This is a genomic window from Streptomyces sp. NPDC036764 (assembly GCF_055609385.1).
This window is the reverse complement of sequence record NZ_JBVJPT010000005.1, coordinates 40,568-64,030: the sequence shown is the minus strand read 5'-3', so window position 1 is coordinate 64,030 and position 23,463 is coordinate 40,568. Positions and strand designations below refer to the sequence as shown.

Annotated in this window: 24 protein-coding genes; 14 read left to right on the top strand and 10 right to left on the bottom strand. The window is 71.1% G+C overall.

Annotated elements, in window-relative coordinates:
• Positions 1 to 2: 2 nt before the first annotated feature.
• The 4 genes from ACZ69Q_RS20965 to mce all read right to left on the bottom strand — a co-directional run bounded on the left by ACZ69Q_RS20965 (position 3) and on the right by mce (position 6,677).
• Positions 3 to 968 carry an ABC transporter ATP-binding protein gene (locus ACZ69Q_RS20965; RefSeq protein WP_471043883.1) on the bottom strand — a complete coding sequence of 322 codons (966 nt, stop codon included), beginning with the start codon at positions 966 to 968 and terminating at the stop codon, positions 3 to 5.
• A gap of 86 nt (positions 969 to 1,054) precedes the next feature.
• Positions 1,055 to 1,993 (bottom strand): coiled-coil domain-containing protein, encoded by a 939-nt coding sequence (locus ACZ69Q_RS20960; protein ID WP_125524869.1) that lies wholly within the window; start codon positions 1,991 to 1,993, stop codon positions 1,055 to 1,057.
• A gap of 184 nt (positions 1,994 to 2,177) precedes the next feature.
• Positions 2,178 to 6,026, bottom strand: coding sequence for a polarized growth protein Scy (gene scy / locus ACZ69Q_RS20955; RefSeq protein ID WP_471043879.1), 3,849 nt, complete (start codon positions 6,024 to 6,026; stop codon positions 2,178 to 2,180).
• A 210-nt stretch (positions 6,027 to 6,236) separates the two neighbouring features.
• Entirely contained in the window at positions 6,237 to 6,677 is a 441-nt protein-coding gene (gene mce / locus ACZ69Q_RS20950; RefSeq protein WP_471043876.1) for a methylmalonyl-CoA epimerase, read from the bottom strand.
• A gap of 149 nt (positions 6,678 to 6,826) precedes the next feature.
• Here mce and ACZ69Q_RS20945 point away from each other — a divergent pair, with 149 nt between their 5' ends.
• From ACZ69Q_RS20945 to ACZ69Q_RS20935, 3 genes are all read left to right on the top strand, one after another.
• Entirely contained in the window at positions 6,827 to 8,029 is a 1,203-nt protein-coding gene (locus ACZ69Q_RS20945; RefSeq protein ID WP_471043874.1) for an acetyl-CoA C-acetyltransferase, read from the top strand.
• A gap of 38 nt (positions 8,030 to 8,067) precedes the next feature.
• Entirely contained in the window at positions 8,068 to 9,024 is a 957-nt protein-coding gene (meaB, locus tag ACZ69Q_RS20940; RefSeq protein ID WP_471043871.1) for a methylmalonyl Co-A mutase-associated GTPase MeaB, read from the top strand.
• Positions 9,025 to 9,263: 239 nt separating this feature from the next.
• Positions 9,264 to 10,499, top strand: coding sequence for an MFS transporter (locus tag ACZ69Q_RS20935; RefSeq protein ID WP_471043868.1), 1,236 nt, complete (start codon positions 9,264 to 9,266; stop codon positions 10,497 to 10,499).
• 10 nt (positions 10,500 to 10,509) lie between these two features.
• On the opposite strand, the gene ACZ69Q_RS20930 is transcribed toward ACZ69Q_RS20935, so the two are convergent.
• Complete coding sequence (locus ACZ69Q_RS20930; RefSeq protein WP_471043866.1) at positions 10,510 to 11,127, bottom strand: PepSY domain-containing protein; 618 nt, start codon at positions 11,125 to 11,127, stop codon at positions 10,510 to 10,512.
• 116 nt (positions 11,128 to 11,243) lie between these two features.
• Here ACZ69Q_RS20930 and ACZ69Q_RS20925 point away from each other — a divergent pair, with 116 nt between their 5' ends.
• Positions 11,244 to 11,912, top strand: coding sequence for a response regulator transcription factor (locus ACZ69Q_RS20925; protein ID WP_471043863.1), 669 nt, complete (start codon positions 11,244 to 11,246; stop codon positions 11,910 to 11,912).
• Positions 11,909 to 13,330: a sensor histidine kinase gene (locus ACZ69Q_RS20920; RefSeq protein WP_471043861.1), complete on the top strand. Its 1,422-nt coding sequence runs from the start codon at positions 11,909 to 11,911 to the stop codon at positions 13,328 to 13,330. Before ACZ69Q_RS20925 ends, ACZ69Q_RS20920 begins: the two co-directional genes overlap by 4 nt.
• A 36-nt stretch (positions 13,331 to 13,366) precedes the next feature.
• Here ACZ69Q_RS20920 and ACZ69Q_RS20915 read toward each other — a convergent pair whose 3' ends face one another.
• The 4 genes from ACZ69Q_RS20915 to ACZ69Q_RS20900 all read right to left on the bottom strand — a co-directional run bounded on the left by ACZ69Q_RS20915 (position 13,367) and on the right by ACZ69Q_RS20900 (position 16,037).
• Entirely contained in the window at positions 13,367 to 13,843 is a 477-nt protein-coding gene (locus ACZ69Q_RS20915) for a MarR family winged helix-turn-helix transcriptional regulator (RefSeq protein WP_471043858.1), read from the bottom strand.
• Positions 13,844 to 13,955: 112 nt separating this feature from the next.
• On the bottom strand, positions 13,956 to 14,756 hold the full coding sequence (locus tag ACZ69Q_RS20910; RefSeq protein ID WP_471043855.1) for an AIM24 family protein: 801 nt from the start codon (positions 14,754 to 14,756) through the stop codon (positions 13,956 to 13,958).
• Positions 14,753 to 15,403 carry an AIM24 family protein gene (locus ACZ69Q_RS20905; RefSeq protein WP_471043853.1) on the bottom strand — a complete coding sequence of 217 codons (651 nt, stop codon included), beginning with the start codon at positions 15,401 to 15,403 and terminating at the stop codon, positions 14,753 to 14,755. The genes ACZ69Q_RS20910 and ACZ69Q_RS20905 overlap by 4 nt, the downstream gene beginning before the upstream one ends.
• 1 nt (position 15,404) lies before the next feature.
• Positions 15,405 to 16,037 (bottom strand): AIM24 family protein, encoded by a 633-nt coding sequence (locus tag ACZ69Q_RS20900; RefSeq protein WP_471044674.1) that lies wholly within the window; start codon positions 16,035 to 16,037, stop codon positions 15,405 to 15,407.
• A 262-nt stretch (positions 16,038 to 16,299) separates the two neighbouring features.
• Here ACZ69Q_RS20900 and ACZ69Q_RS20895 point away from each other — a divergent pair, with 262 nt between their 5' ends.
• From ACZ69Q_RS20895 to ACZ69Q_RS20855, 9 genes are all read left to right on the top strand, one after another.
• The gene (locus tag ACZ69Q_RS20895) at positions 16,300 to 16,644 is read left to right on the top strand and encodes a DUF3817 domain-containing protein (RefSeq protein WP_351191897.1); all 345 of its coding nucleotides are present in this window, start codon (positions 16,300 to 16,302) and stop codon (positions 16,642 to 16,644) included.
• A complete protein-coding gene (locus ACZ69Q_RS20890; protein ID WP_125524876.1) occupies positions 16,641 to 16,934 on the top strand; it encodes an MTH1187 family thiamine-binding protein in 294 nt (97 codons plus the stop codon). Before ACZ69Q_RS20895 ends, ACZ69Q_RS20890 begins: the two co-directional genes overlap by 4 nt.
• Before the next feature lie 293 nt (positions 16,935 to 17,227).
• The gene (locus ACZ69Q_RS20885; protein WP_471043850.1) at positions 17,228 to 18,337 is read left to right on the top strand and encodes a SchA/CurD-like domain-containing protein; all 1,110 of its coding nucleotides are present in this window, start codon (positions 17,228 to 17,230) and stop codon (positions 18,335 to 18,337) included.
• Between the two features lie 45 nt (positions 18,338 to 18,382).
• The gene (locus ACZ69Q_RS20880; RefSeq protein ID WP_471043847.1) at positions 18,383 to 18,847 is read left to right on the top strand and encodes a cupin domain-containing protein; all 465 of its coding nucleotides are present in this window, start codon (positions 18,383 to 18,385) and stop codon (positions 18,845 to 18,847) included.
• Positions 18,844 to 20,118, top strand: coding sequence for a beta-ketoacyl-[acyl-carrier-protein] synthase family protein (locus tag ACZ69Q_RS20875; RefSeq protein ID WP_471043845.1), 1,275 nt, complete (start codon positions 18,844 to 18,846; stop codon positions 20,116 to 20,118). The genes ACZ69Q_RS20880 and ACZ69Q_RS20875 overlap by 4 nt, the downstream gene beginning before the upstream one ends.
• Positions 20,115 to 21,365 carry a beta-ketoacyl synthase N-terminal-like domain-containing protein gene (locus ACZ69Q_RS20870; protein ID WP_471043843.1) on the top strand — a complete coding sequence of 417 codons (1,251 nt, stop codon included), beginning with the start codon at positions 20,115 to 20,117 and terminating at the stop codon, positions 21,363 to 21,365. Before ACZ69Q_RS20875 ends, ACZ69Q_RS20870 begins: the two co-directional genes overlap by 4 nt.
• A gap of 19 nt (positions 21,366 to 21,384) precedes the next feature.
• The gene (locus tag ACZ69Q_RS20865) at positions 21,385 to 21,651 is read left to right on the top strand and encodes an acyl carrier protein (RefSeq protein ID WP_471043840.1); all 267 of its coding nucleotides are present in this window, start codon (positions 21,385 to 21,387) and stop codon (positions 21,649 to 21,651) included.
• A gap of 1 nt (position 21,652) precedes the next feature.
• Positions 21,653 to 22,108, top strand: coding sequence for an SRPBCC family protein (locus tag ACZ69Q_RS20860; protein WP_471043837.1), 456 nt, complete (start codon positions 21,653 to 21,655; stop codon positions 22,106 to 22,108).
• Positions 22,093 to 22,416, top strand: coding sequence for a TcmI family type II polyketide cyclase (locus ACZ69Q_RS20855; RefSeq protein ID WP_471043835.1), 324 nt, complete (start codon positions 22,093 to 22,095; stop codon positions 22,414 to 22,416). Before ACZ69Q_RS20860 ends, ACZ69Q_RS20855 begins: the two co-directional genes overlap by 16 nt.
• Positions 22,417 to 22,472: 56 nt before the next feature.
• Here the strand turns inward: ACZ69Q_RS20855 and ACZ69Q_RS20850 are convergent, their stop codons facing one another.
• The gene (locus tag ACZ69Q_RS20850; RefSeq protein ID WP_471043832.1) at positions 22,473 to 23,441 is read right to left on the bottom strand and encodes an amidohydrolase family protein; all 969 of its coding nucleotides are present in this window, start codon (positions 23,439 to 23,441) and stop codon (positions 22,473 to 22,475) included.
• Positions 23,442 to 23,463: the final 22 nt, after the last annotated feature.

The window sequence follows — 23,463 nt, the reverse complement described above, 5'->3', positions numbered from 1 at the left end:
GCTCAGCTCCTCCTCCAGTCCGCGCCCCACTGCTGCTGTTGCACTTGGGGCTGCGGCGGCGCCTCGGCGTGCGCGTGGTACTCCACCGACTCCGCGGTGAGCTGCATGAACGCCTCCTCCAGGGAGGCCTGTTGCGGACTGAGCTCGTGCAGCACGAGCTGGTGGCGCGCGGCCAGCTCCCCGATCTGCTCGGACTTGCCGCCGTCCACCTCCAAGGTGCCGTTGCCGTTCTGCACGGCGGTGATCCCGGCCTGGTGCAGCACGTCGAGCAGCCGCTCGCGCTGCGGGGTGCGGATACGGACGTACGCCCGTGAGTTGCGTGCGATGAACTCGGGCATGGACGTGTCGGCGAGCAGCCGCCCCTGTCCGATGACGACCAGATGGTCGGCGGTCAGGGCCATCTCGCTCATGAGGTGGGAGGAGACGAAGACGGTCCGGCCCTGGCCGGCCAGCGACTTCATCAGGTTCCGGATCCAGTGGATGCCCTCGGGGTCGAGGCCGTTGACCGGCTCGTCGAACATCAGGATCCGCGGATCGCCGAGCAGCGCGCCCGCGATGCCGAGCCGCTGGCCCATGCCCATCGAGAAGCCCTTGGTCTTCTTCTTGGCGACGGCGGCCAGCCCGACCGTGTCCAGTACCTCCCGCACCCGGCCGTTAGGAATGCCGTTGCTCTGCGCCATGCACAGCAGATGGTTGTAGGCGCTGCGTCCGGGGTGCCAGGCCTTGGCCTCCAGCAGGGCACCGATGTACGTCAGCGGATCCTTGAGCCGGTCGTAGTGCTTGCCGTCGATACGGACGTCGCCCGCGGTCGGCCGGTCCAGGCCCAGGATCATCCGCATGGTGGTCGACTTGCCCGCGCCGTTGGGGCCGAGGAACCCAGTGACGATGCCCGGTCTCACCGTGAACGTCAGGTTGTTGACCGCCACCTTGTCGCCGTACCGCTTCGTCAGCCCCTCGAGCTCGATCATGCCGCCCACGCTAAAACGGGACAAAGCCCTCTGCCACCCCAGTGGCAGAGGGCTTTGCGAAAATTCAGCAGCCGTGCGCCGGATCGTTACCGGGACTGCTGCGCGGGCACCCCACGGGTGATCGGCTCGTCCTCGGCGGCGGGCGCACCGGTCGCGGCCACCGCGGCGCCGGTCAGGGTCGCCAGCATCTCGCGGACGTTCGTGAGCTGAGCGTTGATGCTGTCGCGGCGGTTGGTGAGAGCCGCGAGCTCGCGCTCGGATTCCGAACGGATCCGGTCGGCCTTGGCGTTGGCGTCGGCCACGATGTCCTCGGCCTGACGCTGGGCCGTCTCCACCGTCTGACGGGCACGGCGCTCGGCGTCGGTGCGCAGCTTCTCGGCCTCCAGGCGGAGCTGCTCGGCGCGGTGCTCGATCTCGGCGAGACGCTTCTCGGCCTTGGCCTGACGCGACGCCAGGTCGCGCTCGGACTGCTCGCGGCGCTTGGCGAGGTTCGTCTCGAAGTCGGCGGCGGCCTGCGCGGCCTTGGCGCGGGTCTCCTCGAAGAGGGCGTCGGCCTCCTCGCGCTTGGACTGCGCGTCCTTCTGCGCCTCGGCGCGGAGCTGGGAGGCGTCGCTCTTGGCCTTCTCGACGATCCGGACGCCTTCGTCCTCGGCCTTGGACTTGCGCTCCGCCGCGAACGATTCTGCGTCGTTGCGGACCTGCTGGGCCGCCGACTCCGCGAGCTCGCGGTGCTGCTCGGCCGCGCGACGAGCCTCCTCGCGCAGATCCTTGGCCTCTTCCTCGGCGAGGCGGAGGATCTTCTCGACACGCGCGCCGAGGCCGGCGTACGACGGCTCTGCGTCGGTTACCTGGGCCTGGGCGTTCTGCGTCTCGAGGTGGAGCTCCTCGATGCGCTTTTCCAGAGCGGTGATGCGGGCGAGAGCGCTGTCACGGTCGGAGACGAGCTTGGAGATCCGTTCGTCCACCTGAGCGCGGTCGTACCCACGCCGCACAAGCTCGAAGCCGTAGGGGGAAGTGTCGCTCATGGGGTTCCTGTCGAAAGAGACCGGTGAGGTGATAAGTGGAATCCTAGGGGCCGAAGCGGTGTGTCATCGAGCGGATACGTGTTTGATCTGGAGAATGAGACCCCTTTTGAGTGGCTAACCGTCGGGCGGCTTGCCAAAAACCGGGTCAAAGGCCCCCAGGAGACACCGGAACCCGTCCGACACGCTAGCCCTCTGACGACTTGCCACCCGATCGGGGTGCTCCGACTGTCGCACCCGCCTTGACCCCGCCGTCCTTGCCGGCACCCGGCGTCTCGAAGGATTCCAGCGCCTCGAGGACGTCCTGGACCCGCGAGATCTCGGCGTTGATGTCCTCGCGCCGGCGGACGAGGACCTCCAGCTCGCGCTTGCCCTCCTCCACCGTGCGCTTGGCCTCGCGGATCGCCTCGGCCTTGAGCTCCTCGGCCTCCCTGATGAGGGTCGAGCGCTTCTGCTCGGCCTCCTTCAGCAGACCCTCGGCCTTCTTGACGGCGGCGATACGGACCTTGCCGGCCTCGGAGTTGGCCTCCGACACCAGCTCCTTGGCCTTCGCCTGCGCCTTGGCGAGCTGCTCCTCGGAAGCCTTGATGAGGGCGTCGCAGCGGTCGCCGGTCGACTTCATCGTCTCGGCGGCCTCGCGACGGGCCCGCTCGTGCAGGTCCTCGATCTCGCCGGTGATGCGGTCGCGCAGCTCCTGCGCGCGCTCCCTTATCGAGGTGGCGTCCCGGCGGGCGCCGACGAGCAGCTCGTCCGCGTCCGTACGGGCCTTCTCGACCATCGAGTTGCCCTCGACCGTCGCCTCGGAGACCAGCCGGTCGGCCTCGCTGCGGGCCGCGCCCACCATGGTGTCGGCCTGCGCCTCGGCGTCCGCGGTCGTCTTGTGGGCCTGCTGCTGTGCCTCGGTGAGCAGCTTGTCCGCCTCGGCGGTGGTCTCCGTGATGAGCTTGTCGACCTGCTCGGCCACGTCCTGGCGCCGCTTGCTGGCGTCCTTGCGGACCTCGTCGAGGGTGCGCTCGGCCTCCTCGCGCGCCGCGTTGACCAGCCGCTCGGCCTCCGCGGCCGCCTCGGCCTTGACGCGCTCGGAGTCGCTGCGGACCCGCTCGGCGTGCTGCTGGGCCGACCCCACCGTCTCGGCGGCCTCGGCACGCAGCCGCTCCGCCTCCGATGTGGCGTCCCCGACCAGTTTCTCGGCCTTGGCGATGGCGTCGGCGCGCACCCGGTCGGCCTCGGCGATGGTCTCCGACTGGAGCCGCTCCGCCTCCGAACGCGCCTCGGTGATGAGGGTGTCGGCCTGCGTCGCCGCGTCCGACCGGATCCGGTTGGCGTCCTCGCGGGCGTCCGCCCGGGTGCGGGACGCGGCCTGGTCGGCCTCGGCGATCTTGTCGGAGGCCTCGGTGCGGATCCGCTGGGCGTGCTCGGTGGCGTCCGACCGCAGCCGCTCCGCCTCGGCGATGGCCTCCCCGACGGTGCGCTCGGCGAGGGACTTGGCGGCGGCGGCCTCCTCGTTCGCCTCGCGCCGCACGCGGCCCGCGTCCTCGCTCGCCCGCTCCCGCTCGGCGTAGGCGTCGGCCCGGACCCGGTCCGACTCCTCCTCGGCCTCCCGGCGCGTACGGTCCGCCGCGTGTTCGGCGGCGCTGCGCAGCCCGGTGATCTCCTCCTGGGCCTGCTCGTGCAGCCCGGACACGGAGTCGCGGACCTGCTGGGCGTGCTGCTCGGCCCCCGACACCATCTCGGTGGCGCGCCGGTCCGCCTCCTCGACCAGGCGTACCGCCTCGGCCTGCGCCTCCTCCACCCGGGCCCGGGCCGCGGCCAGCAGCTCATCGCTCTGCTCGCGGGCCCGCTCGCGCTCCTGGTCGGCCTCCTGGCGGGCGGAGCCGAGGAGTTCCTCGGCCTCGCGACGGCGCCGGGTGGCCTCCTCCTGGGCGGCGGCCAGCGTCTCGGACGCCTCCGTGGCGAGCCGCTCGGCGGCGGCCTGCGCCTCGGCACGCACCCGGTCGGCGGTGTCCTGCGCCTCCGACTTCAGCCGCTCGGCCTCGGCCGCGGCCTCCGACCGCAGGCGTACGGCGACGGCCTCGCCCTCGGCACGGGACGCGGACGCGTCCGACGCGGCCTCGGTGCGCAGCCGGTCGGCCTCCTCCACGGCCTGCTGCTGCAGCGTGCGGATCCGCTCGGCGGCCTCGGTGCGCAGCCGGTCGGTCTCCTCGGCGGCCTCGCGGCGGATGCGCGCGGCCTCCTCGCGGGCGTCGGTGAGCGCCTGCTCGGCCGCGGCGAGCCGCTGCTCGGCGTCTGCGTGAAGGCGCGTCAGCTCCTCGGCGGCCTCAGCCCGGCGGGCCTCGACGCCGCGCTCGGTCTCCTCGCGCAGCTCACGGGCGGCCTGCTCGGCGTCGGCCTTGATGCCCTCGGCCTGCTCGACGACCTCGTCGCGGTGGCGCTCGGCCTCCTGGCGGGTGCGCTGGAGGGTCTCCTCGGCCTGCCGGCGCAGCGTGGTCGCGCGCTCGATGGCCTCGGTGCGGACCTTCTCGCTGTCCGTCGTGGCCTTCTGGCGCAGGTCGTCCGCGTCCTGCCGGGCCTTGGACAGCAGCTCCTCGGCGGTCTTGGCCGCCTCCTCGATCTGCTGGACGGCCTCCTTGCGGGCCTCCGCGCGGATCTTCTCGCCCTCGGCGACCGCCTCGGAGCGCAGGTGCTCGGCCTCGCCGCGCAGCCGGCGCGCCTCCTCCTGCAGCTCGACCGTCTTGGCGCGGTACTCCTTGGTGTCGTCCTTCGCCGAGCCCTTGAGCTGTTCGGCGATGTCGTGCGCCTCGGCGCGCAGCCGGTCCGCCTCGGCCTCGGCCTCCGTGCGGATCCGCTCGGCCTCCTCGGCCGCGGCCTTGGTGGTGTTCTGCGCGTCCTCCTGCGCCTTGTTGAGGACGTCCTCGGCGGTCTTGGCCGCCTTGGAGAGCTGGGTCGCGCTCTCCTCGGCGGTGATCGTGCGGGCCTTCTCGGCGGCCTCGGCGACGATCTTCTCGGCCTCGGCGCGGGCATCGGCGACGACCTGCTCGGCGTCCGCCTTGGTGGACTCGGCGTCCTTGGTGGCCTCGCTGACCAGCCGGGCGACCTGCTCCTTGGCCGTACGCATGCGCTGCTCGTTGGCCGACTCGGCGTTCGCGAGCGCCTTCTCGGCGGCCGCCGTCGCCTCGGTGACCAGCTTCTCGGCCTCGGACTGCGCCTTGCGCAGCGCCTCCTCGGCCTCCGTCATGCGCTGCTCGGCGGCGCGGCTCATCTCCTGCGCCTGGCGACGAGCGGAGTCCGACTCCGAGACGGTGGAGGTACGCAGTTGCTCGGCGTGGTCGGTGGCCTCCTGGGCCTGCGTCGAGGCGGCGTTCAGCAGCCGCTCGGCGTCCGTGCGCGCCCGGAGCAGGATCTGCTCGGCCTCCGCACGGGCCTCCTCGGCCGCGCCCGTCAGACGCTGCCGGGCCTCGCTGGTGAGCCGCTCGGCCTCGGCGCGCGCGGCCGACATGGCCTGCTCCGCCTCGGCGCGGGACTCGTCGAGAAGCCGGCGGGCCTGGGACTCGCTGCGGGCGCGGAGCTGCTCGGCCCATGCCACGTTCTCGTTGACGTGCGACTCGACGGTCTGCCGGCGCTCGGCCAGCTCCTGGTCGAGCTGCTGGCGGCGGGTCACCGCCTCCTGGTGCAGCTCGGCCTGCAGACGGGCCGCGTTCTCCGCGTGCTCCTGGAGGATGCGCTGCGTCTGCGCCCGGGCCTGGCTGAGCTCACGCTCGGCGTCCTGGCGGAGCTGGTCCGCCTGGACCTGGGCGTTGCGCAGCAACTGCTCGGCCTGATAGCCGATGTCCCCGCCGTCGAAGGCGGGCCGGGACATGATGGTCCGCCGCGCCTCGTGAAGCTTGGCGCGCAGCACCTCGACCTGGTAGCCGAGGTCCTCGGCGTGCTGGATCGCCTTCTCCCGCTCGGTCTTCAGCCGATCCATCTCGGCCTCGAACCGAGAGAGGTGGTCGACGTCAGCCGCCGGCTCTCGCTCCTGGCGTTCGTAGCCCCGCACTGCGCGGTCCCATCCGTCCCCTGGTCGCAAGTCTGGCCAAACGGGCTCCGTCCGTCCGCCGAACGGGGCCCCCGGGGAATGGTGTCAGATCATCGGCAGAGCATGGGCTGCTGCCCCGACGCTCGCCCCCCGAAACCCGGACCCCGGCATGCGGCCACCCCGTGTCGAGGAGCGACCGCCCCCAACCCTACCGGCCCATATGTACGAGGGTCAGTGCTCAGGTGACTCAACAGGCGCCGAAGTGACCAGTTCTGTCAGTACTCCGTGGCAATCCTTTGGGTGAAGGAAGGTGATTCGTGACCCCATGGAGCCGATTCGGGGCTCTTCGTACAGCACGCGTACGCCCTTGGAGCGGATGTCGTCGGCGTCCGCGTCGACGTCCGCCGTACCGAAAGCGATGTGGTGGACACCCTCACCGTTCTTGTCGAGCCACTTGGCGACGGTGGAGTCCGGGCGCGTGGGCTCGAGAAGCTGCAGGTAGGAGGCGCCGCCGTCGGAGGTGTCGTTGATCTTGAGCATGGCCTCGCGGACGCCCTGCTCCTCGTTGACCTCCGAGTGGAACACCTCGAAGCCGTACGTGGCCCGGTAGAACTCGACAGTCCTGTCGAGGTCGAAGCAGGCGATCCCGATGTGGTCGATTCGCGTCAGCATGGAATTCAGTGCAGCGCTCCTGCGGTGGTTACGCAACGTGCCAGCGATCACACCGACAGCCCGGTGACGGCACGGAGTGCCACTCAGTACATTCGAAGTAAACCCTCGTTCACTCCTCGGCTGCTCAAGCTGGAAGGGGATCGCACCTCATGTCTTCTGGAAACGGCACGACCTCCGTGATCGTCGCGGGTGCCCGTACCCCTATGGGACGGCTGCTCGGCTCACTGAAGTCCTTCTCCGGAGCCGACCTCGGCGGCTTCGCGATCAAGGCCGCCCTCGACCGTGCGGGAATCGGTGGCGACCAGGTGCAGTACGTGATCATGGGCCAGGTGCTCCAGGCCGGGGCAGGGCAGATCCCGGCGCGCCAGGCCGCGGTCAAGGCCGGCATCCCGATGAACGTGCCGGCGCTCACCATCAACAAGGTGTGTCTGTCCGGCCTCGACGCCATCGCGCTCGCGGACCAGCTCATCCGCGCCGGCGAGTTCGACGTGATCGTCGCGGGCGGCCAGGAGTCCATGACCAACGCCCCGCACCTGCTGCCGAAGTCCCGCGAGGGCTTCAAGTACGGCGCGGTGGAGATGATCGACGCGATGGCCCACGACGGCCTGACCGACTCCTTCGAGGGCATCGCCATGGGCGAGTCCACGGAGAAGCACAACACCCGCCTCGGCATCCAGCGCCCCGAGCAGGACGAGATCGCCGCCCTGTCGCACCAGCGCGCCGCCGCCGCGCAGAAGAACGGCCTCTTCGAGGCCGAGATCACCCCGGTCGAGATCCCGCAGCGCAAGGGCGACCCGGTCCTGTTCAGCAAGGACGAGGGCATCCGCGGCGACACCACGGCGGAGTCCCTGGGCAAGCTGCGCCCGGCGTTCTCGAAGGACGGCACGATCACGGCGGGTTCCGCGTCGCAGATCTCGGACGGCGCCGCCGCGGTCGTCGTCATGAGCAAGGCCAAGGCGCAGGAGCTCGGCCTGGACTGGATCGCCGAGATCGGCGCCCACGGCAACGTGGCGGGCCCGGACAACTCCCTGCAGTCCCAGCCCTCCAACGCCATCCAGCACGCCCTGAAGAAGGAGGGCCTGGAGGTCTCCGACCTCGACCTCATCGAGATCAACGAGGCCTTCGCCGCGGTGGCCGTGCAGTCAATGAAGGACCTCGGCGTGTCCACGGAAAGGGTGAACGTCAACGGCGGAGCCATCGCCCTGGGGCACCCGATCGGTATGTCCGGTGCGCGGCTCGTCCTGCACCTGGCCCTGGAGCTGAAGCGGCGGGGCGGCGGCGTCGGTGCGGCCGCGCTGTGCGGTGGCGGCGGTCAGGGTGACGCGCTGATCGTGCGGGTACCCAAGGCCTGAGTTCTCCTTTGTAGGACCTCTTTGCGAACGGAGCTGTGATGCAGGACGTCTCCACCCTGGTGGCCCAGGCCAGGGAAGGCCGGCCGCGGGCCGTGGCCCGGCTGATCTCCCTGGTGGAGGGGGCGTCCCCGCAGCTCCGGGAGGTGATGGCGGCGCTGGCCCCACTGACGGGCAACGCCTACGTCGTGGGCCTGACCGGCTCCCCGGGCGTCGGCAAGTCGACGTCCACCTCCGCCCTGGTGACCGCGTACCGCAAGCAGGGCAAGCGGGTCGGCGTCCTGGCCGTCGACCCGTCCTCGCCGTTCTCGGGCGGTGCCCTGCTCGGCGACCGGGTCCGGATGTCGGATCACGCCTCCGACCCCGGCGTCTACATCCGCTCGATGGCGACCCGGGGCCATCTGGGCGGCCTCGCCTGGGCCGCCCCGCAGGCGATCCGCGTCCTGGACGCGGCCGGCTGCGACGTCGTCCTGGTCGAGACGGTGGGTGTGGGCCAGTCGGAGGTCGAGATCGCCTCCCAGGCCGACACCTCCGTCGTCCTGCTGGCCCCCGGCATGGGCGACGGCATCCAGGCGGCGAAGGCCGGAATCCTGGAGATCGGCGACGTGTACGTCGTCAACAAGGCGGACCGCGACGGGGCCGACGCCACCGCCCGCGAGCTCAACCACATGCTCGGCCTCGGCGAGTCCCGCGGCCCCGGCGACTGGCGCCCGCCGATCGTGAAGACGGTCGCCGCCCGTGCCGAGGGCATCGACGAGGTCGTGGAGGCCCTGGAGAAGCACCGGGCCTGGATGGAGGAGCGCGGAGTCCTGGCCGAGCGCCGCCGCGCCCGCGCCGCCCGCGAGGTGGAGACCATCGCCGTCACCGCCCTGCGGGAGCGGATCGCCGACCTGCATGGTGACCGCCGTCTCACGGCACTGGCGGAGAAGATCGTCGCCGGGGAGCTGGACCCCTATCGTGCGGCGGACGAACTGGTGGCGGGGCTCACTCAGGCCTGAGGGCTTTTGAAAGCGCCGCGATGTGTCGTCATTCGTCCGCTGGTTCGTCGTGGCCGGTCGCGCAGTTCCCCGCGCCCCTCAAAGGCGTGGTCAACTCCGGGGTTGCGTTGCTAGGTTGATCCACATGTACCTCCTCTTGGCATAGGGCACGCCTCGCCCGCGTACGGTGCACGGCCCCTCGGTCGTGACCGGCGTGGCGCTTCGGCGTCCCCTTTTCCGCCTCGAGTCGAGGAACCCCCGTGTCTTCCACATCTGTGGCGCGGCCTTCGTATGCCGCCGTTCTCCGGATCCCCCATGCCCGCCGAACCTTCGCCGCCGCCCTGCTCGGCAGGCTGTCGTACGGTGTCGCCCCGCTGTCCGTGATGCTCGCGGTGACCCGGGCCTGCGGGTCGTACGCGGTGGTCGGCGTCGTCATGGCGCTGTTCTCCGGTACCAGCGTCTTCCTGTCGCCCGCGCGGGCGGCTCTGATCGACCGGCACGGGCCGCGCCGGGCGCTCGTGCCGATGGTCGCGGCCCACTCGGCGCTGCTCGCGCTGCTGGCGGTGCTCGTGTGGCGGCCGGGTCTCGCCTCGCCGCTGGTCCTCGGCACCGTGACCGCCTTCGCCGGTGCCTGCACTCCGCCGCTCGGGCCCACCATGCGTGCCGTGTGGGGGCGGCTGGCCCCGGACCGGGCGCTGCTGCAGCGGGCCTACAGCCTCGACGCCGTCGCGGAGGAACTGCTCTTCGTCTCCGGGCCATTGCTGGTGGGCGTGCTCGTCGGGTTCGCCGCGCCGACGGTCGGGGTGCTCGTCGGGGCGGGGCTGATGGTGGCGGGAACGGCCGGGTTCGTGGCGTCGCCCGTCGTGCGCGCGGTGCCGGCCGGCGGGCGCGAGGCGGGGCCGGGTGCGGCCGGGCGGAAGGTGCTGCGCGGGCTCGGGCGGCCGGTGCTCGCCGCCGCGGGCGTCGGCCTCGCCCTGGGCGTGCTCGATCTGCTGGTCGTCGCCTTCGCCGAAGGGAGCGGCCACGGCGCGGGCAGCGCCGCCTGGGTGCTCGCCGCGCTGTCCGCCGGAAGCGCCGTCGGCGGACTGCTCAACGGGGCCGTGACGTGGCGGTCCGCCGCCGGGACCCGGCTGGCCGCGCAGGCCGCCGGACTGGGGCTGGCGCTGTGCGGCGCCGCACTGGCCCAGGGGCTGGGCACCCTCGCCGTGGCGGTCGCGGTCGCCGGTGTCTTCGTGTCCCCGCTGATCACGACCGCGTATCTCATCGCCGACGAGACCGCCGCGCCCGAGGCCCGGGTCCGGGCCGGGGCCTGGGTCAACACGGCCGTCAACGCGGGCGGTACGGCCGGTGCCGCGGCGGCCGGTGTGCTCGCCGGGTGGCTGCCCGCGGGGGTGTGCTTCGCGCTGACCGGGGGTGTGATGCTGCTGACGGCGACGGCCGTGGCGCGGGGTGCGCAACGCAAGAGGGGTACGGGAGTTCCCGTACCCCTCGTGTGACGGTCCGACCTCAGTCGTCGTCGCCGTCGCGGTCGTCGTGGTCCTGGGTGACCTTGCCCGTCCCCAGGCCGACCTTCCACTCGCCCTTGGTGGTCTGCACGCTCCAGGCCGCGGGGCCGTCGTCGTCGAGGTCGACCTCGGTGACGGTGCCCTTGGCCGCCGCGGCGACGGCGGCCTCGCGGGCGTCGACGTCCGCGCCCTTCAGCGCGGCCAGGTCCTCGCGGGCGTCGTCGTCATCGTCGTCGCGCCGGTCGCCGAGGACCTTGCCGTCGCTCGCGGAGACCCTGACGTCGTGGTCGGTGCCGTCGCCCTTGACGACGCTCACCTCCCACACGCCGGAGCCGTCGTCGTCCAGGTCGGCGCCGACGGCCGTGCCCGGCGTGTGCTTCAGCGCGGCGGCGATGGCATCGGCGGCGGTGACCTTCGCGGTGGCGGCGTCCGAACGGACCTCGATGCTGTCGTCGTCCCGGTCGTCCGCGCTGTCGTCCCGGTCATCGGCGATCCGGACGCTCGACTGCCGCTGCGTGGCCGAGCCGTCGTCGTCATCGGCGGCGGCGTAGGCCGCGACGGTGCCGCCCCCGATCAGGGCCGCGGCTGCGACGGTGGCGATGACGATGTTGCGCTTCATCCCGGTTCCTCCCGAGTCGTTCTCGTTTCGACACCGCTCAATCTGCCGAACAGACGCTGAGGGGAACCTGAAGGACCCTGAAGAGATCTTCAGCTTGGCTTTGCGAACCTTTACGCATGCGCCTGTTGATCGTGGAGGACGAGAAGCGGCTGGCCCTGTCGCTGGCCAAGGGGCTGACCGCCGAGGGATACGCGGTGGACGTCGTCCACGACGGCCGCGAGGGGCTGTACCGGGCCTCGGAGGGCTCGTACGACCTCGTGATCCTCGACATCATGCTGCCCGGCATGAACGGCTACCGCGTGTGCGCCGCCCTGCGCGCCGCCGGCCACGAGGTGCCGATCCTGATGCTCACCGCCAAGGACGGCGAGTACGACGAGGCGGAGGGGCTGGACACCGGCGCCGACGACTACCTCACCAAGCCGTTCTCGTACGTCGTCCTCGTCGCCCGCGTCAAGGCGCTGCTGCGGCGCGGCGGCCAGGGCGCCGGCGCTTCTCCCGTGCACGTCGTCGGTGACCTCAAGGTCGACACCGCCGCCCGCCGGGTCTTTCTCGGCGATGGCGAAGTGACGCTCACCACCAAGGAGTTCTCCGTCCTGGAGCAGCTCGTGACGCGGGCCGGCGAGGTGGTGTCCAAGGCCGGGATCCTGGAGCACGTCTGGGACTTCGCATACGAGGGCGATCCCAACATCGTCGAGGTGTACGTCAGCACCCTGCGGCGCAAGCTGCGCCCCGGGCTGATCCGGACGGTGCGCGGTGCCGGTTACCGGCTGGAGAAGGAGCGATGAGAAGGCTCTTCGGCTCGGTCCGGTCCAGAGCCACGCTCGGCGCCACCCTCGTCGTCGCCGTGGCGCTGGTCGCGGCCGGCGCCGCGGTGCTGCTGTCGCTGCGGTCCAACCTGATGGAACAGGCGGGCAACGAGGCGCAGCGCACCGCGCAGAACGTCGTCGCCCAGCTTGCCGCCGGGAAGGCCTACGACCGGCTCGACCTGGACGACGACGGCCCGGTCCAGGTCGTCGACGCGAACGGCACGCTGGTCGCGGCCAGTGAGGACCTGGAGCGGATCAGCGGTACGGCCACCGACGCGGTGAAGCCGCGGCCGCAGTCGGGCGGCACGAGCGGTACAGGCGGCGAGGACTCCGACGACGACGCGGACGACGACAGCGCCCAGGGCGAGCCCGGCGAGATCGGCGAGGGCACCGAGTTCAGCGACGGCTCCGCGACGATCGACGGTGAAACCGCCGACTACCGCTTCGCCGCCGTCCCCGTGAAGGCCGGCGACCGCGGGCGGCTGACCGTCTACGCGGGTGGTTCGCTGGACGCCGAGCAGAGTGCCGTGAACACCGCGTTCACCGTCATGCTCATCGGCTTCCCGCTGCTGCTGGGCGTCGTCGCCGGCGTCACCTGGCTGGTCACCAGGCGCGCCCTGCGCCCGGTCGAGGGCATCCGCGGCGAGATGGCGGCGATCACCGCATCCGAGGACCTCGCACGCCGGGTGCCGGTGCCGGGCACGCACGACGAGGTCGCCCGCCTCGCGCTGACCACGAACGAGACCCTGGCCGCCCTGCAGACCTCGGTGGAGCGCCAGCGCCGCTTCGTCGCCGACGCCTCGCACGAGCTGCGCAGCCCGATCGCCTCCCTGCGCACCCAACTGGAGGTGGGCGTCGCGCATCCCGAGCTGCTCGACCTCGACGGAGCGGTGGAGGACACCGTACGGCTCCAGGGCCTGGCCGCCGACCTGCTGCTGCTCGCCCGTCTGGACGCGGGGGAGCGGCCGGCAGACGCCCGGTTCGACCTCGCAGCGCTGGCCCGTGAGCAGGCCGAGGGGCGGGCGGGTGTGACGGTCGAGGCGCGGTCCGCGCGGGTGGCCGGGTCGCGGGGGCAGGTGGGCAGGGTGCTCACCAACCTGCTGGACAACGCCCGGCGGCACGCACGCTCGGCGGTCACCGTGACCGTGCGTACGGAAGGGGAGTGGGTCGTCGTGGCGGTCGCCGACGACGGGGAGGGGGTGGCCGAGGCCGACCGGGAGCGGATCTTCGAGCGGTTCGTCCGGCTCGACGAGGCCCGCAGCCGTGACGACGGCGGGGCCGGGCTGGGTCTTGCCATCGCCCGTGACGTGGCCGTACGGCACGGGGGCACGCTCACCGTGGGCCGGGCGCCGGCGGGCGGAGCCCTGTTCGAACTCCGCCTGCCGCAGGCTCAGTAGGCGCCGGGTTCCCCGGTGCCATGGGGTCCGCCCGGGTTACGGACGTCCCCGCTGGCCGCGCAGGTGCTCCGCGATCGGCTTGAGGGCCTTGTCGAGCTCTGCCAGGGATTCGGGGGAGAGCAGGTCGATGAAGTGCCGGCGGACGGACGCCACGTGGTGCGGCGCGACCTTCTGCATCGTCTCCATGCCGTGATCGGTGAGGACCGCGTAGAGCCCGCGGCGGTCGGACTCACAGTTCTCACGCCGGACCAGGTTCGCGTTCTCCATCCTGGTGATCTGGTGGGAGAGGCGGCTCTTGGACTGCAAGGTGGCGGAGGCGAGGTCGCTCATCCGCATCCGTACGTCGTCCGACTCGGAGAGGTTCACCAGGATCTCGTAGTCGTTCATAGTCAGGCCGAACGGCTGCAGGTCCTTCTCGAGCTGGTACGTCAACAGCCTGTTGACCTCCAGGTGGGTGCGCCAGGCGCACTGCTCCGCATCGGTCAGCCAGCGAGTGGCCGTCTCGGTCTCCATGAATGAAGTCTACCTAAGAAGTTGAAAGGCGAACTAGTGAGGGTTATCTATGACACGTTCGCATGAAGGCTGTGTGCTCACACGTTCGATGTCACACTCCGCAGACTACCGCTCACAGCCCGAAGCGACGCTGGAGGTCTCCGAGCTGTCCGGGAAGGCGCGGTACCCCGGCCTGTTGTGAAGGCCCTGTGTGCGACCCCCCGCCACCGGGCACTCCGGCGTCCGGCGGGACCGCCCCCGTGGCCTGCTCGGCCATGAGGGTCTCGGTCGACTGGAGCAGGACGGTGCCGGCTCCGACGAACTCGAACTGATGCTCCTCCCCGGAGGCCCCGCCGAGGCCCGTCAGTGCACGTAGACCGCCCATCACGCCGGTCATGTAGCCATGGTCGTAGTGGTGGCACGGCGAGGGGCAGTCGGCCCAGCCGACGAGCGCCTGGGGGTCCACCCGGATCGGGGGTTCCATGAACACCACCGGCCCGTTAGATGCAGCCACGAACTTTCCGGTTCCGATGAGTGTCAGAAATCCCGGCACGATTGATTGCTTGAGTGCAAGAGTTGGCTGAAAAGCGAGCAGGTTGCCCGAGCGAATGGTCAGGTTGCCCTCTTCGAGGTCGTACGAATTCACGTCGAAGGCCCGGTCGGCCAGCAGCATCTTGCCGGAGCCCTCCGCCACGACCCAGTCGCTCGCGTGCAGTGGCGAATGAAAGGACGTACGGACAAGTCGGTCGAGTCGACCGTGTCCGACGCCGTTGAAGTCGATCGAGCCGTAGTAGGCGATCATCTTCCCCTTCTGCAGGAACCACTGGCTTCCCTTGAGTTCCACGCAGAAGGTGTAGGCGTTGACGTTGTCGTCGGAGGGCAGCGACGCCGGGTCGAGGACCGTGGGGCCGCCGGGAGTTCCGTAGGTGCTCACAGCTTTTCCTCCGACGCCTGGACGTAGACGGCACCGCTGCCGCTGAGCTCCAACTGGAAGGCCTCGCCGGAGCCGCGGCCCACCATGTCGCGCCAGCCGAGCGCGGTGGACAGCTTGTTGCGCACGTCGCCGTGGTGGGCGACGTAGGCCTGGGGGTCGACGTGGACCGGGCGCTGGGGGGTGATCGGGATCTCGAAGACGCCGCCGTGCGCCATGACCGCCACCGCGCCGTGCCCCTTGAGGGTGGTGGTGAACAGGCCCTGACCGGAGACCTGGCCGCGGACCATGCCCATGACGCCGCCCTGCGAACCGAGGAACATCGTGCCCTGGTGGAGGGTGCCCTCGAAGGCGAGGAGGCGGTCCGCCTCGACGCACAGGGTGTCGCCGGCGAGGTGGATCACCTGCACATGGTGGCCGCCGTGCCCGAAGAGCACGGTGCCGCTGCCCTCGACGGTCATCAGGGGGGTGTCCTCGTTCGCCACCCGGCGCCCGATCATCGACATGATCCCGCCCTGGCCGCCCGCCATGCTGGGGGTGAAGGACACCTCGCCCTTGTAGGCGAGCATCGCGCCGCGCTGGCTGAACAGCTTCTGGCCGGGCGTGACCGTCGCCTCGACCATCTTGGAGTTGATCTCGCGGAAGGCCATGTCACACGTCCCCCGCGATCGTGTTCCGCTCGCTCGGCTGTACGTACACCAGACCGTCCCCCTCGAACCGGATCTGGAAGGCCTCGCCGCCGCCCTCGCCCATGAGCGTGCGGAACGTCACACCGGACTGGAAGGACTGCCGCAGGTTTCCCTGGTGGGCCACATAGGCCCCCGGGTCGACGGTCAGCGGGTACTGCGCGCTGACCCGCAGCACCACGGCCGGTCCGTCCGACATGATCGCCGCCTGCCCGTGCCCTTCGACGGTGGTGGTGAACAGGCCGTTGCCCTGGGAGGCGCCGCGCAGCCCCGTGAAGGACGTGCCGGTGCGCAGCCCGGCGTCGGTCGCGAGCAGGTTGCTCGACTCGACGTACAGCTTGTCGCCCTGGAGGTTCACGAGGTTGATCTCGGAGGCGCGGTCGGCGAACCAGCACGTCCCGTGCCCCTTCACCTCCATCACCGTCATCTGCTCACCGGTCAGGCGCCGGGTCACCATGCCGCGCAGACCCTCACCGCCGCCGCTCATCTTCTTGAAGGCCATCTGCCCGTCGTACGCGACCATCGAGCCGTTCTTCGCCTTCACGGCGTCTCCGGTCATGTCGACGGCGAGCACCTTGCTGCCCTGGAGTCGGAACATCGCCACGCAGCGAAGGTAAACCGCCCGGGGCCGCCACCGACAGATCCCAAAGGTTGACTTCACCCCTGACGAGACCCTTAGGTCCGCGCTCGGTGCGTTTCGTCCCGCCGTGGCCGGACGAACGCCGTGCCCGCGCGCAGCCGGACCCCGGGCCCGGAGCACCCGCCGGGGTTTGCCACAATGGCTGGACGTTTGTGCTTGCGTTCACAAGCTGAGCCGAGCCGACCGACGTCGCTCCCACCCAACCCATCGAAGGTGACCTGTGGACATCAAGACCGCCACCGCCCTCCGCCGCCTGCGCCTCGTCTCGGCCCCCGAGGCGGTGTCGTTCCTGCTCCTGCTCGTCTGCTCGGTGCTGAAGCGGACCACGGACTTCAACGCGGTGCCCGTGATGGGCATGGTCCACGGCGTGCTCTTCGTCCTGTACGTGATCTTCTGGGCGGACGCCTGGAACCGCGCCAAGTGGCCGCTGAAGACCGCGGCCCTCTACTTCGTCCTCTCCGTCCTGCCGACCGGCGGCTTCTTCGCCGACCGCAAGCTCAAGCGGGAGGCCGAGGACGCGGTCATCGCCTCCCGCGCCCGCAAGGAAGGAATCGTGGGCGCATGATCGTCGCGTTTTCCGTGACGCCGCTCGGCGTCGGCGAGGACGTGGGGGAGTACGTCGCCGACGCCGTCCGTGTGGTCCGCGAGTCGGGTCTGCCCAACCGCACCGACGCGATGTTCACCTCGATCGAGGGTGACTGGGACGAGGTCATGGACGTCGTCCGGCGTGCCGTCGCCGCCGTCGAGGCGCGGGCGCCGCGGGTGTCCCTGGTCCTCAAGGCGGACATCCGCCCCGGCGTGACGGACGGCCTGACCTCCAAGGTGGAGACGGTCGAGCGTCACCTCGCCGAGTAGGCGGGCGCGGGAGCCGTCCGGCGGCCCCGCGGCCCGTGCCTGTCTCAAGTCCCCGTGATGAGCGGGGACTTCGGCGTTTGTGGGGCCGGGCGTCAGCAGGCGCTCGACGTCATCCGGCTGTGCTGGTGCGAACGTATCCCGGCTTGCCCGGCGGGCAGTTCCCTCAATTGGCCCGCGTGGCTCGCGGACCCCAAGGCCCTGACCCACGATGAAGGCTCAAGGGCCGAAACCCGCGTTCGCGCTGGTGGACAGGGACGGCCGCCACTTGCTCCCGCGAAGGAAGGGTCTGCCGGATGACCACTTCGCCCTACACGTCCCAGTCGGCGTTCGACGGCTCCAGGATGCGCGTCCTCCTGCTCGTCGACCTCCACGAGGGTGCCCAGCAACAGTTCCTGGACGCGTACGAGCAGATGCGTGACCGTGTCGCCTCGGTGCCCGGTCACCTCGGTGACCAGTTGTGCCAGTCCGTGGAGAACCCCTCCCAGTGGATCATCACGAGCGAATGGGAGACGGCCCCGCCGTACCTCGCCTGGGTGAACAGCGACGAGCATCTGGAGACGGTCCGGCCGTTGCAGAGCTGCGTCCGGGAGCTGCGCTCGATGCGCTACGGCATCGTCCGTGAGACCGGCGGCGACCGCCCGCGGGCAGGCGCGCTCCTGTCGGCGCCGCGCGAGGGCGACGGCGTGATCCGCCATGCCCTGACCTTCACCGTCAAGCCCGGCTCCGAGTCCAAGGTCGCCGAGATCCTCGCCGGCTACGCGCCGCCCGAGGCCCGCGTCGACGCCACCACACGGCTGCGCCGCACCACCCTGTTCATGCACGGCAACCGGGTCGTGCGCACCGTCGAGGTCGAGGGCGACCTGACCGCGGCGCTGCGCCACGTCTCCCGCCAGCCCGAGGTGCGGGCCGTCGAGGAGGCCATCAACCCGTATCTGGAGCAGGACCGGGACCTGACCGATCCCGAGTCCGCGCGGAACTTCTTCATCCGTGCCGCCACGCCGCCCGTCCACCACGTGGCGCGCGGCGGCCCGGAACCCGGCGAACTGCGCCGCAAGGCCCTGTACTACCCGGCCAAACAGGGCTGCGGGATGGCGCTGGCCAAGTTGCTCGCCCGGCAGGACGAGGCGGCCGCGGCCGACCCCGCGTCCCCGGTGCACCGCAGCACCGTCTTCCAGCGCGAGGACATCGTCGTCCGCCTCATCGACGTACAGGGTGATCCCGAGACCGATCCGGTGATGGCGCTCGGTATCCACGGCCCCAGGAAGGCCGCCGTCCTGGCGCGTCTGCTCGACGGCGAGGCGCTCGGCATCACCGGGCCGCTCACCGGCGCACGGGACGCCAACCGCCTCCTGGCGCACGCCGACATGGCGCTGATCACCGACCGCAGGGCCGCGCAGTCCTGACGGCGCGGGGACCGACACCTCATCGAACGACCTGGAGACAGAACCATGGACAAGATGCGCCCGCGCGTCGTGGACCTCAACGAGATCGAGCCCAACCGCAAGCGCGGCGGCGACATTCGCACCCTGCTCACCCCTGTCTCGGTGGGTGCGACGAGCGGCTTCATGGGCCTGGCCATCATGCGGCCCGGCGAACGCATCAGCGAGCACTACCACCCCTACTCCGAGGAGTTCGTGTACGTCGTCGAGGGCCGACTGGAGGTCGACCTGGACGGCGAAACGGTTCCCCTCGGTGCCGACCAGGGCCTCATGATCCCCATCGACATGCGGCACCGCTTCCGCAACGTCGGTGACGAGGAGGCCCGGATGGTCTTCCACCTGGGCCCGCTGGCGCCGAACCCCAAGCTCGGCCACGTCGACACCGAGGCCCCCGAGATCAGCGACGACATCAAGCCCTACCCGCTCGTCCAGGCGGAGGGCGCGCAGCCGGAACGCCCAGGGGTGCTGTCATGACCCGGCGGCGCGTGGCGGTCACCGGCATAGGCGTGGTCGCCCCCGGCGGGATCGGGGTCCCGGCGTTCTGGGACCTGCTGTCCGACGGCCGTACGGCGACCCGCGGCATCACCCTGTTCGACCCCGAGGGCCTGCGCTCGCGGATAGCCGCCGAGTGCGACTTCGACCCGCTCGCCCACGGCCTCGACGCGAACGTCGTCGAACGCGCCGACCGGTACATACAGTTCGCCCTGGTCGCCGCCCAGGAGGCCGTGACCGACAGCGGCGTCGACTTCGCCGCCGAGGACCCCTGGCGCGTGGCCGTGTCCCTGGGCAGCGCGGTGGGCGGCACCACCCGGCTGGAGCACGACTACGTCCTGGTCAGCGCGGGCGGACAGCGCTGGGACGTCGACCACCGCGCCGCCGAGCCGCAGCTTCACCGGGCGTTCTCGCCCAGCACGCTGGCGGCCGACGTCGCCGAACGGTTCGGCGCCCAGGGCCCGGTGCAGACCGTGTCCACCGGCTGCACCTCCGGACTCGACGCCGTGGGCTACGCCTTCCACACCATCGAGGAGGGCCGCGCCGACATCTGCCTCGCCGGGGCCTCGGACTCCCCGATCTCCCCGATCACCATGGCCTGCTTCGACGCCATCAAGGCCACGTCGCCCAACAACGACGACCCGGAGCACGCCTCCCGCCCCTTCGACGCCCACCGCGACGGCTTCGTGATGGGCGAGGGCGCGGCCGTCCTCGTACTGGAGGACCTGGAGCACGCCCGAGCGCGCGGCGCGCACGTCTACTGCGAGATCGGCGGCTACGCCACCTTCGGCAACGCCTATCACATGACCGGTCTGACCAGTGAGGGCCTGGAGATGGCGAGGGCCATCGACGAAACGCTCGACCACGCGCGCGTGGACCCCACCGAGATCGACTACGTCAACGCGCACGGCTCCGGCACCCGCCAGAACGACCGGCACGAGACCGCCGCCGTGAAGAAGTCCCTGGGCTCGCACGCCTACGAGACGCCCATGAGCTCCATCAAGTCCATGGTGGGCCACTCGCTCGGCGCGATCGGCGCGATCGAGGTCGTGGCCTGTGTGCTCGCGCTGGCCCGGCAGGTGGTGCCGCCGACGGCCAACTACGAGACCCCGGACCCCGAGTGCGACCTGGACTACGTCCCGCGCACCGCACGCTCCCGCCGGCTCGACAACGTGCTCTCGGTGGGCAGCGGCTTCGGCGGGTTCCAGTCCGCGGTGCTCCTGACGGGGCCGAGTGGGAGGAGACGACGATGAGTGGTCCACGCGCCCGGCAGACCGCAGTCACGGGCGTCGGCGTGGTCGCGCCCAACGGCCTGCACGCCGACACGTACTGGAAGAACGTCAAGGAGGGCGCGAGCGTCCTGGACCGGGTCACCCGGGAGGGCTGCGAGCATCTGCCGCTCCGGGTGGCCGGTGAGGTCCGGGGATTCGACCCGACGGCCCTGATCGAGGAGACCTTCCTCGTCCAGACCGACAAGTTCACCCACTTCGCGCTCGCGGCCGCCGACGCCGCCCTGAAGGACGCGGGGCTGAGCGAGAGCGCCTGGGCCGACGCGCCGTACACCGTCGGAGTCGTCACCGCGGCCGGGTCCGGCGGCGGTGAGTTCGGCCAGCGCGAACTCCAGAAGCTGTGGGGACAGGGCTCCCGGTTCGTCGGGCCCTACCAGTCCATCGCCTGGTTCTACGCGGCCAGCACCGGCCAGATCTCCATCCGCAAGGGCTTCAAGGGCCCCTGTGGCGTGGTGGCCAGCGACGAGGCGGGCGGCCTGGACGCCGTCGCGCACGCCGCCCGGGCCGTGCATCGCGGCACGGACGTGGTCGTGGTCGGCGCGGCCGAGGCGCCGCTCGCCCCGTACTCGGGGGTCTGCCAGCTCGGCTACCGCGAGCTCAGCACCGTCGAGGACCCGACCCGTGCCTACCGCCCCTTCACCTCGGCGGCCTGCGGCTTCGTACCCGCCGAGGGCGGTGCGGTGCTGGTCGTGGAGGACCTGGAGCGGGCCCGGCGCCGGGACACGGTCGTGCGCGCCACCGTGGCCGGACACGCCGCCACATTCACCGGCGCCTCGCGCTGGGACCGGTCCCGGGAGGGGCTCGCGCACGCCATCCGCGGCGCCCTCGACGAGGCAAGCTGCGCACCGGAGGAGATCGACGTGGTCTTCGCCGACGCGATGGGCGTCCCCGAGGCCGACCGCGCCGAGGCCCTCGCCCTCGCCGACGCCCTCGGCCCGCACGGCACGCGTGTGCCGGTCACGGCCCCCAAGGCCGGCATCGGACGGTCGTACTGCGGCGCGCCCCTGCTGGACATCGTGGCCGCGGTGCAGGCCATGGAGCACGGGCAGATCCCGCCGACGCCGGGCGTCTTCGACATCTGCCACGACATCGACCTGGTGACCGCCACGGCGCGCCCGGCCGAGCTGCGCACGGCCCTGGTCCTCAGCCGGGGACTCATGGGCTCCAACGCGGCGCTGGTCCTGCGCCGGGGCCCGGTGCAGGACGCCTAGAAAGACAAGGAGAACGCTCATGACCACCGAAGTGAACCAAGTGACCTTCGCAGACCTGGCCGCGCTGATGAAGAAGGGCGCCGGCGTGACCGTCGACCCGCACGACCTGGAGAGCCGGGCGGACGCCACCTTCGCCGAGTTCGGACTGGACTCGCTCGGCCTCCTCGGCATCGTCGGCGAGCTGGAGAACCGGCACGGCCGGGCGCTGCCCACCGACGCCGAGCGCTGCAAGAGCCCCCGCGCCTTCCTCGACCTCGTCAACGGCGCCCTCACGACAGGAGCCTGAAGTGGCCGGACACACCGAGAACGAGATCACCATCGCCGCTCCCTTCGACCTCGTCTGGGACATGACGAACGACCTGGACCGCTGGCCGCAGCTCTTCAGCGAGTACGCCTCCTGCGAGGTGCTGTCCCGCGAGGGCGACACGGTGACCTTCCGACTGACCATGCACCCCGACGAGAACGGCAAGGTGTGGAGCTGGGTCTCGGAGCGGACCGCCGACCGCGAGAAGCGCATCGTGCGGGCCCGCCGGGTCGAGACCGGGCCCTTCGCCCACATGAACATCGTGTGGGAGTACGAGGAGACGCCGGCCGGCACCCGGATGCACTGGACGCAGGACTTCGCCATGAAGCCCGAGGCGCCGGTCGACGACGCCGGGATGACGGAGATCATCAACCGCAACTCGCCCATCCAGATGGCCCTCATCCGCGACCGTGTGGAGGCGGCATGCACCACGGCCTGATCGTCGCCAGGATGTCCCCGAACTCGGCCAAGGACATCGCCGGTGTCTTCGCGGACTCCGACAGCGGTGAACTCCCGCACCTCGTCGGCGTACGGCAGCGCTCCCTGTTCCAGTTCGGCGATGTGTACATGCACTTCATCGAGGCCGAGCAGGACCCGGGACCGGCGATCGCGAAGGTGACCGGGCACCCCGAGTTCGTCGACATCAGCAGGCGGCTCGAAGCCTTCGTCAGCCCGTACGACCCCGAGACCTGGCGCAGTCCCAAGGACGCGATGGCGCGCTGCTTCTACCACTGGGAGAAGCACTGACCGAACGAAGGAGGCCGCCGCCCGGACCCGGGCGGCGGCCTCCTTCGTCCGTCCGGCTACTGCCGTGCGAGCGCCGGCATCAGCCGCAGCGCGTTGTCCCGGTTGATGCCCTGGAGCAGCTCCTGCGTAAGACAGGGGTCGCCGTCCAGGGCGGGCGTCACGCTGTCGACGAGGACATGGGCGGGGGTGGGCGGCCAGTCGGTGCCGAAGAGGATGCGGTCGGGGTCGACCGTGGCCAGCAGGGTGGGCGTGGCCGACGGCGACATGGGGCCCGCCGTGTCGAAGTAGAACCGGTGCAGGTGGTCACGGACCCGGCCGGGCTCGATCGGGGGAGTGATGCTCCCGCCGAAGAGGTCGAGCCGGGTGGCCATGTAGGGGAGGAAGCCCCCGCCGTGCGGAAGGATGAAGCTGAGGTTCGGATAGCGCTCCAGCGTGCCGTTCCTGATGAGGTTGATGGCCGCGCGCGTGGTGTCCAGCAGGAAGTCGCACACGAACGGCGGCATGCCCGGCAGCCCCGCGCCGCCGTCCTTCCCCCCGGCCGGTACGTCCATGGGGTGCGTGCTGATGACCGCGGAGCGCTCGTTCAGTTCCTGGAGCAGACGGTCGTGCGACTCGTCGCCGAGGAAGACGCCGCCCATGCTCGTGCGCGTGCTCACCCCGATGGCGCCGAGCTCGTCGAGGCCGTGACGCAGGCTCCACGAGGAGAGTTCCAGGTCGTCCAGGAAGACGGGGGTGAAGAAGGCGAAGCGGCCGGGGTGGGCCTCGACGACGTCGGCCGCCGCCCGCAGCGCGACCCGGGCGCTCTCCTGGCGCTCGGCGCGCTCACGGAGCCGGCCCAGCATCGCGACGGTCATGACGGAGGTGCCGATCCCCGTCTTGTCCATGATCTCCAGTGCCGCGTTCATGTCCCAGCGGGTCCACCAGGGCAGCTTGTCGCGGCTGACGACACCTCGCGCCTCCGCCCAGTCCAGCCAGGCCGGGGCGGTGAAGTGATGGTGGACGTCGATGCGTCCGGCAAGGCTCATAACAACGTCCTCGGGGTGGGGG